Origin of the sequence: Microbacterium algeriense, assembly GCF_008868005.1 — a bacterium.
In the GTDB taxonomy this organism is placed as follows: domain Bacteria; phylum Actinomycetota; class Actinomycetes; order Actinomycetales; family Microbacteriaceae; genus Microbacterium; species Microbacterium algeriense.
Genome location: NZ_WAAO01000004.1, coordinates 22,292 through 30,131, shown reverse-complemented (window position 1 = coordinate 30,131; position 7,840 = coordinate 22,292). Strand labels below are relative to the sequence as shown.

At 72.0% G+C, this 7,840-nt stretch carries 6 protein-coding genes; 2 read left to right on the top strand and 4 right to left on the bottom strand.

Annotated elements, in window-relative coordinates; all coding sequences use genetic code 11:
- Positions 1–115: 115 nt before the first annotated feature.
- Entirely contained in the window at positions 116–2,065 is a 1,950-nt protein-coding gene (locus F6A08_RS17515; RefSeq protein ID WP_151460172.1) for an endonuclease/exonuclease/phosphatase family protein, read from the top strand.
- Between the two features lie 66 nt (positions 2,066–2,131).
- On the opposite strand, the gene F6A08_RS17510 is transcribed toward F6A08_RS17515, so the two are convergent.
- Both F6A08_RS17510 and F6A08_RS17505 read right to left on the bottom strand, forming a co-directional pair.
- The gene (locus F6A08_RS17510) at positions 2,132–2,980 is read right to left on the bottom strand and encodes a PhzF family phenazine biosynthesis protein (protein WP_017204048.1); all 849 of its coding nucleotides are present in this window, start codon (positions 2,978–2,980) and stop codon (positions 2,132–2,134) included.
- A gap of 25 nt (positions 2,981–3,005) precedes the next feature.
- A complete protein-coding gene (locus F6A08_RS17505) occupies positions 3,006–4,787 on the bottom strand; it encodes a thiamine pyrophosphate-binding protein (RefSeq protein WP_151460171.1) in 1,782 nt (593 codons plus the stop codon).
- A 163-nt stretch (positions 4,788–4,950) separates the two neighbouring features.
- On the opposite strand from F6A08_RS17505, the gene F6A08_RS17500 reads away from it, so the two are divergent.
- Positions 4,951–5,460: a phosphoribosyltransferase gene (locus tag F6A08_RS17500; RefSeq protein ID WP_151460170.1), complete on the top strand. Its 510-nt coding sequence runs from the start codon at positions 4,951–4,953 to the stop codon at positions 5,458–5,460.
- Positions 5,461–5,475: 15 nt separating this feature from the next.
- On the opposite strand, the gene F6A08_RS17495 is transcribed toward F6A08_RS17500, so the two are convergent.
- Positions 5,476–6,999, bottom strand: coding sequence for an ATP-dependent DNA ligase (locus F6A08_RS17495; protein ID WP_151460169.1), 1,524 nt, complete (start codon positions 6,997–6,999; stop codon positions 5,476–5,478).
- A 66-nt stretch (positions 7,000–7,065) separates the two neighbouring features.
- Entirely contained in the window at positions 7,066–7,836 is a 771-nt protein-coding gene (locus F6A08_RS17490) for an enoyl-CoA hydratase/isomerase family protein (protein WP_151460168.1), read from the bottom strand.
- Positions 7,837–7,840: the final 4 nt, after the last annotated feature.

Sequence of the window (7,840 nt, the reverse complement as noted above, 5' to 3'; positions counted from 1 at the left end):
CCAAACCGCGATTCCTCGGGGCGTTGCCGCCGCCTCGTTCACCTCGTCGCCACGGACCGGACACCCGGGGCGACTAAGGTCGCGACCGACCACGCATTCGAAAGGACCACCCCCGATGAACTCCCCGCTCCACCGGTCGCGACGAGGGCTGCTCGCCGCCCTCGGCATCGGTGTCGCTGTCGCCGGCCTCCTCGTCGCTCCCGCGGCCCACGCCGCCGACGCGGCGCTCACCGTCGACACCCCGTCCATCACCGCCGACGAGACCGTCACGATCACTTTCGACGCCGGGACGGCTGTCCACGATCGCAACTGGGTCGGCATCTACCGCGATGGCGCGACGCCGGGTGGACCGGCCTCGCTCGACTGGCGCTACGTCCCGGAGCAGAGCGGCCAGCTCACGTGGGGGCCGTCCGCACGCGACGGGTGGACGCGCAACACCGCCGACATGGGCGCGGGGGAGTACGACGTCTACCTGCTCGAGGACGACGGCTACACGGTCCTCGCGGGTCCCGTCGATCTGACTGTCACGGACGCGGATGCCGAACCGCCGGTCCCGCCTGCGCAGCCGAAGCCTGAGGTCGATGGCAGGAGCAGCCTCAACGTGCTCTCGTTCAACGTGTGGCACGGCGGTACGCAGGTCGCCGATGGAGCGCGGCAGATCGCCGACATCATCACCCAGACCGACGCCGACGTGACGTTCCTCCCCGAGGTCGGCCAGGCACCCGCGCAGGTCGCGGCGCTCCTCGGATACCAGCACCTCATCGCGACGGACACGGGTGTCGTCTCCCGCTATCCGATCATCTCGACCGACACCATCGGCCGGTGGTGGTCGAAGGCGGTCATCGACGTCAACGGCTCCGAGGTCGTCGTGTACGGCGGACACCTGGAGTACCGCTGGTACACGACATACCTCCCGCGCGGCTACGGAGGCGAGATCCACGGCGACTGGCCGGCCGGGTGGAACACCTGGGACAAGCTCGATGCGCCGGTGACGGACGTCGAGGCCATCCTCCAGGCGAACGAGCAGTCCGGCCGTCCCGCCGCCGCGGCCGAGCTCGTCGCCGACATCACCACTGAGCGCGCCGCCGGACGGCTCGCCGTCGTCGGTGGCGACTTCAACGAACCGCCGTCGCAGGACTGGATCGCGGCGACCGCCGGCCTGTTCGACCACAACGGGGTCGTGATCCCCTGGCAGACGACGCAGACGCTCCTCGACGGCGGGCTGGTCGACGCCTTCCGCACGGTGCACCCCGATCCGGTGGCGAACCCCGGCTTCACGTGGCCGTCCGACAACCCGCTGTTCCCGACGTCGTCCTTGACCTGGGCACCCGAGGCCGATGAGCGCGACCGCATCGACTACATCTTCGCGACCCCCGACGCGCGACTGTCGATCGACGGGGCATCCGTGGTGGGCCCGCAGTCGACGATCGTGCGCGATCAGCGAGTCGACGACGACAGCGCGGACGAGATCCTCACGCCGGACGCCGTATGGCCGTCCGACCACAAGGCGGTCCTGGCGAACTTCACGATCTGCGACGGCGGATGCACGGAACCGGAGCCGGAGCCGGAGACGCCGCGCCTCGAGCTCGGTGGGACCTCCGCCGTCGCGGGTGGTGCTGTGGTCGTCCTGGGGACGGGATTCGCGCCCGGCTCCGAGCTGCGCGTCGAACTCCGCTCCACGCCCGTGCTGCTCGGCACGGTCACCGCCGATGGGACGGGCAGCTTCCGCGCGACGATGACCGTGCCCGCGGACACCGTGCCCGGAGCGCACAGCCTGGTCGTGGTCGATCCGGACGGCGTCGAGACCTCGACGCCGCTCACGGTCACCGCGGCTGCCGGCGGTGGCGACCCGGGCGCAGGCGGACCCGGGGACGGCGCGGGTGGAAGCGCGCCGGGCGCCGGTGGGGCCGCTGCTCCCGTACCGGGGAGCGGATCCGACACGGGAGCCGCGAGTTCGCTCGCCGCGACCGGAGCGGACAGCCTCCCCTTCCTCCTGGGGGCCGTTCTCCTGCTCGGAACCGGACTCGGGCTCGTCGTTCTGCGGCGGAGGCGTCGTCTCGGATGACGAGTCGGGCGGTGCCGGGCGGATCGTGTCGTCCGGCGCCGCGTGCCCCGCACCAGCCGGGTTCCGTCAGCTGATCGGGGTCGCCCCGCCGGAGACCACGATGCCTCCGGTCTCGGGGATCGCCACGAGCAGCTCACTGGGACGCCCGACGTGCCGGCCCTGGCGGATGCGGACGGAGGTGCCGGGGAAGCCCTGCGCCCGGAGATACGCGCCTGTCGAGGCGGCGGCCGAACCCGTGGCCGGGTCCTCGGTGATGCGTCCCACCGGGAACAGATTCCTCGCCTCGAGGTCGGCCGGGTCCTCCCCGTAGAGCACGGTGACGGTGCCGAGCCAGCCCTGTTCCCGCATGAGCGCGGCGACCTCTGGCGGCGAGAACCGGAACTGGTGGAAGACCTCGCGATCGGCGATGACCAGGATCGGATGCCAGTTGCCCGCGAACGACTCGCGCGCCGGGAAACGCGGATCGAGGTCGGAGGGGACGAGTCCGAGCAGGTCGAGGAGCCGGTCGCGCACGCGGACGTCGAGGTCTCGCACCTGTGGTTCCACGCTCGTGAACGACACGGTCACGCGCCCGTCGGCATCCGCGAAGGACTCCATCGAGATCGATCCGGCCGCGGTCTCGAACACCACCGTGCCGGCACCGTCCCGCTCAGCGAGCGCCACAGCCGTCGCCACCGTCGCATGACCGCAGAACGGCACCTCGGCTGCCGGCGACCAGTATCGGACCCGGTGGTGTCCGGGAGCACCGGGCACGGGCGTCGCGAACGCCGTCTCCGCGTATCCGACTTCGGCGGCGATCCGCTGCATCCGCGTCTCGTCGAGCCCGTCCGCGTCGAGCACCACCCCCGCCGGGTTCCCGCCCTCCGGGGTCGCGGCGAAGGCGCTGTAGCGCAGGATCTCGGGGGTCGTCGTCATGCCCGGAGCCTACCGGCCGCGCCTCTCAGGAGTTCACGCGGATGATCTCCTGCTGGTACGGCGCGATGACGTCGCCCGAGATGCGCAGGTCGAGAAGCAGGAACCGGCGGGTGGTGGCATCCTCCGCGGCCCAGGTCGCCAGGCGGTCGAGATCCGCGAGGGTCCGCACGACCACGCCCTCCGCGCCGACGGCCGCTCCGAACGCGGCGAAGTCCACCTCGGGGATGCGCATCGGTCCCTCGGCGAGACCCTTGAGCCCGTAGAGGTTGACCTCGGCGCCGTAGGCCGCGTCGTTCCAGACGACCGCCATGCCGCGCCCGGCCGCTGCGCGCACGGCCGACTCCAGGTCGGCGATCGCCATGAGACCGCCGCCGTCGCCGGAGGTCAGCACGATGGTGGAGTCCCGCCGTGCGAGAGCCGCGCCGACCACGCTCGGCCATCCCTGGCCGATGGACTGGAACGCGGTGCCGACCATCATCATCCGGTCGGGAGCGGCGACGGGCCAGTACATGTTCGCCCAGCCGATGAAGTGGCCGCCGTCGGACACCACGACGCGGTCCTCCGGGAGGAGCTCGGCGATGCGCCGCGCCGCCGAGCGCGGGTCCAGGCGGCCATCCGCGGCGAGCTCATCTCCCGGCGCGTACGCCCGAGCCGCCGCCACGTCCACCGACTCGCGCCATGCGCCCGCCCGCGCCTGCCGCCCCGTCGCTTGCACAACTTCGGAGTCCGGGCTCGACACGCCGGCGGATCCGCGGCCGGCCTCGGCGTGTCGGGGCGAATCTCCGAAGTCGTGCGGGGAAGAGGGGGAAGAGGGGGAGGAGGTGGGCGCGGGGGAGAGGCGGGCGACGAGGGCTTCGGCGGCCAGGCGGGCGTCGGCGCGGACGAAGCCGCCCACGTGGGCATGGGTCGCCGCGGGGGCGGTGTCGATCTGGAACACTCTGGTGCCCGGGGCGAACAGCTCGCCGAAGCGCATCGTGAACTGGTTGAGCGATGCGCCGAAGACCACCGCGACATCAGCGCTGCGGATGAGCTCCATGGCGCCGTCGGCCCCGAACCCGCCGGTGACCCCGAGGTCGTACTGCGACTCGGGGAAGACTCCCCGGCCCAGGGCGGAGGAGGCCGTCAGGGCGCCGGTCGCCGCGGCCAGCTCGCCCAGCGCGGCGCTCGCACCCGACAGCCAGGCGCCGCGTCCGGCGAGCAGGAACGGACGCTGCGCCCCGCGAAGGGCCTCGGCGATCTCGTCGAGCATCCCCTCCGCGAACTCCCCCCGCGGCGCGAGCGGTGCGGGAAGACGCGGCGACGGGGCCTCGGGCACGTCGCCGGCTTCGAGCGCCGCGACGTCGTAGGGGATCGCGAGCACGACCGGAACCCGGTAGGTGAGGGCGTGCTCGATCGCGATGACCGTCGTCGCCGCAGCGTCAGCGCGCCCGACCGTATAGGTGCGGGCGCCGACGGCGGAGGCGAGGGCGATCTGGTCGACATCCCACGGGCGCGGTCCGGACGTGGGCTCGTCGCCGACGACGAGAACCAGAGGGACATGCGCCTGCACGGCTTCCGCGAGGGCGGTGATGGTGTTGGTGAACCCCGCGCCGTAGGTGGAGGTGCCCGCGGCGATGCGCCCCGAGGCGCGGAAGTGGGCGTCGGCGGCGACGACCGCTCCCTGCTCGTGTCGGACGGCGGTGAACACGGCATCCGTCTGCTTCTCGAGCGCGTCGAGGAAGTAGGCGTTGCCGTTGCCCATCACGCCGAACACGGCATCGATGTGCTGGGCGAGGGTGAGGGCCACGTGCGCGGAGACGGTGGGCATGCGAAAGCCTTTCGAGACAGGGACGGAGGAACTGCGGGATCCGTATGTGTCTCGCCTCCGCGTCATCGCGAAGTGCTTCGTGCCTCTTTTTCAGGCACCGGCTGGGCCGGACCCGCTCAGTCTAGCGGCGGCTCGAGGCGGGCGGATACGCGAGAATGGACGGATGACGGATGCGATGACCGAGCGGGAGACGCTCACGTGGGACGGCTTCGGAGCGGCGACGCGCGATCTGGCGCGGAGCATCCTCGCCAGCGGCTTCGAGCCGGAGGTGGTCGTCGCCATCGCCCGGGGCGGGCTGCTTCCCGCCGGCGCGATCGCGTACGGCCTGGGTGTCAAGAACTGCGGCGCGATCAACGTCGAGTTCTACACCGGGATCGGCACGGTGCTCGATGCACCCGAGGTGCTTCCTCCCGAGCTCGACATGGCCTATCTCGACGGACGCCGCGTGCTGCTCGTCGACGACGTCGCCGATTCCGGCCGCACGCTCGCCCTCGCCGTGCAGCTGCTGAAGGACAAGGGGGCCGACGTGCGGTCGGTCACGATCTACACCAAGCCCTCCACCATCATCCAGCCCGACTTCGCCTGGAAGGACACCGACCTCTGGATCAACTTCCCGTGGTCGTTCCAGGGCACGGTGCGCGAAGAGGATCAGGGACTCACGCCCTCGGCCTGAGTCCACGAGGCCGGGTCAGCCGCGCAGCAGCGCGCGCAGGGTCTGGATCGTGTCCGCCTCCGCCGGCGACTTGTCGGAGCGATAGCCCTTCACGCGCGCGAACCGCAGGGCGATGCCGCCGGGGTACCGCGGTGACCGCTGCACGCCGTCGATCGCGATCTCCACCACGAGCTCGGGGCGGAGGAAGACGGTGGATGCCGTACGGTGCGTCTCGTGGGCGGGGAACTCGGCGGTCTGCCAGCGCAGCAGCTCATCGGTCAGGCCCTTGAACGTCTTGCCCACCATGACGAAGCTCCCGGGGTCTCCGAACTCGCCTTCGGGGTCGCGCGCCCCCAGGTGCAGGTTCGAGAGCCAGCCCCGGCGTCGTCCTGACCCCCACTCGGCGCCGAGGACCACCAGGTCGAATGTCAGCACGGGCTTGACCTTCACCCAGGACTTGCCGCGGCGCCCCGCCGCGTAGGGCGCGTCGATCGACTTCACGAGCACGCCCTCGTGTCCTGCCGCGAGCGCCTCCCGGGACAGACGCTCCGCCTCGTCGGCGCTGTCGGTGACGACCCCCGGCATCCGCCACTCGCCGGCGATGCGGTCGAGCACCTCCTGGCGGACGGACAGCGGCTCGTCGATGAGGTCTCGTCCGTCGACGTGCAGCACGTCGAAGAACCAGGGCCGGAGGGCGAGTTCCCGCGCCACGTCCGCACCGAACCGCGACATGGTCTCCTGGAACGGGCGGGGGCCGCCCTCCTCGTCGAGCGCAAGGGTCTCCCCGTCGAGGATCAGGTCGTCTGCGGGCAGCGTGCGCACGATGTCGACGATCTCGGGGAGGCGGTGGGTGACGTCCGCGAGACTCCGCGTGAAGATGCCGACCTCGTCGCCGTGGCGGTGCACCTGGATGCGGGCGCCGTCGAGCTTGTACTCCACGGAGGCGGTGCCCGTGATCTCGAGCGCCGCGGTCGGGGTCGCGGCGGTCGCAGCCAGCATCGGCAGCACCGGGCGTCCCACCCGCAGGCCGATCGCGTCGAGGTCGCCGTCGCCACCGGTGAGAGCGATGCGTGCGGTCTCACCGAGGTCTCCGGAGAGCATGGCGGCGCGTCGCACGGTCGCGATCGGGGCGTCGGCCGCGCGCGCGACCGCATCCAGCAGGACGCCGCTCAGCGCCCCGGTGCGGAGCTCGCCGAGCATGGCCCTGGCGAGGAAGTCCCACTCGGCGGCCGTCGCGCGCGATGCGAGTCCGCGGAGCAGGTCGCTGCGCACGCCGGCCGACCCCGCTCCCGAGGTGGTGGCCAGCTCGTCGAAGGCGTGGTCGACGTCGGCGATCGTGAGGGATGGTTCCTCGGCATGGGCGATGTCGAGCGCGGCCAGTCCGCGCCAGCCGATGCCGAGGCGCCCCTGTCGGGGAGCCGCGAGCAGCAGGCCCACGAGCGCGGCGACGTCGCCTTCGTCCGCTCCGTCGAGCAGCCGTGCGATGGCGTCGATCTTGGCGAGCCGCGACGACGTGGCCGCGACATGATCGGTGGTGGTGACGAGCTCGGAGAGCCGCATCCCCGCATCATGCCACCCGGGGCGGACACCGGGCGAGGCGCTTGACAGGGCGCGCAGCCGGCTGTGTCAGTGCCCGAGGAACGTCGGGCGGCGCTTCTCCTGGAACGCGGCGAAGCCCTCGCGGTAGTCGTCGGTGTCGCACAGCGCGGCCTGCGCGGTGTTCTCGAGACCGATCGACTCCCACAGGGTCAGACGCTCGTCGCGGATGCGGGAGACGAGCTCCTTGCTCGCGAGGTAGGCCGCGGTGGCTCCGCGCGCCGCTGCGGCCGCGGCGTCCGCCGTCGTCGTCACGACGGCGTCGTCGGGGAGCACGCGGGAGAACAGGCCGGACTGCACGGCTTCGGCGCCGGTCATGAGCCGCCCCGTGTAGATGAGGTCCAGCGTCTTGTGCGGTCCGAGCCGCTCGAGGAAGAGCGCGTGACCGCCCGAGTCGAGGGTGGCGCCGAGCGTGGCGAACGGGGAGCCGATCTTCGCGGATTCCGCCACGTAGACGACGTCCGTCGCGATGAGCAGTCCGAGGCCGACCCCGAGACACGCGCCGTGCGCGACGGCGAACGTGGGGGCGGGGAAGCGCGCGATCCGCTGCATCAGCGGGGTGACGGCGCCGCCCAGGTAGCCGAGCACATCGTCATCGCGGGGGTCGACGGAGGAGATGTCGCGACCCGCGCAGAACGCCCTGCCCTCACCGCGGAGCAGCAGGGCGCGCACGCCCGCTTCCTCGGCCGCGTCGTACGCGGCATCCAGCTCGTCCAGCCCCGCCTCATCGAGCGCGTTGAGCTTCGCGGGAGCGTTCAGCACGATCGTGGCGACGTCGTCGGAGATGGTCAGGTCGATCATGGCG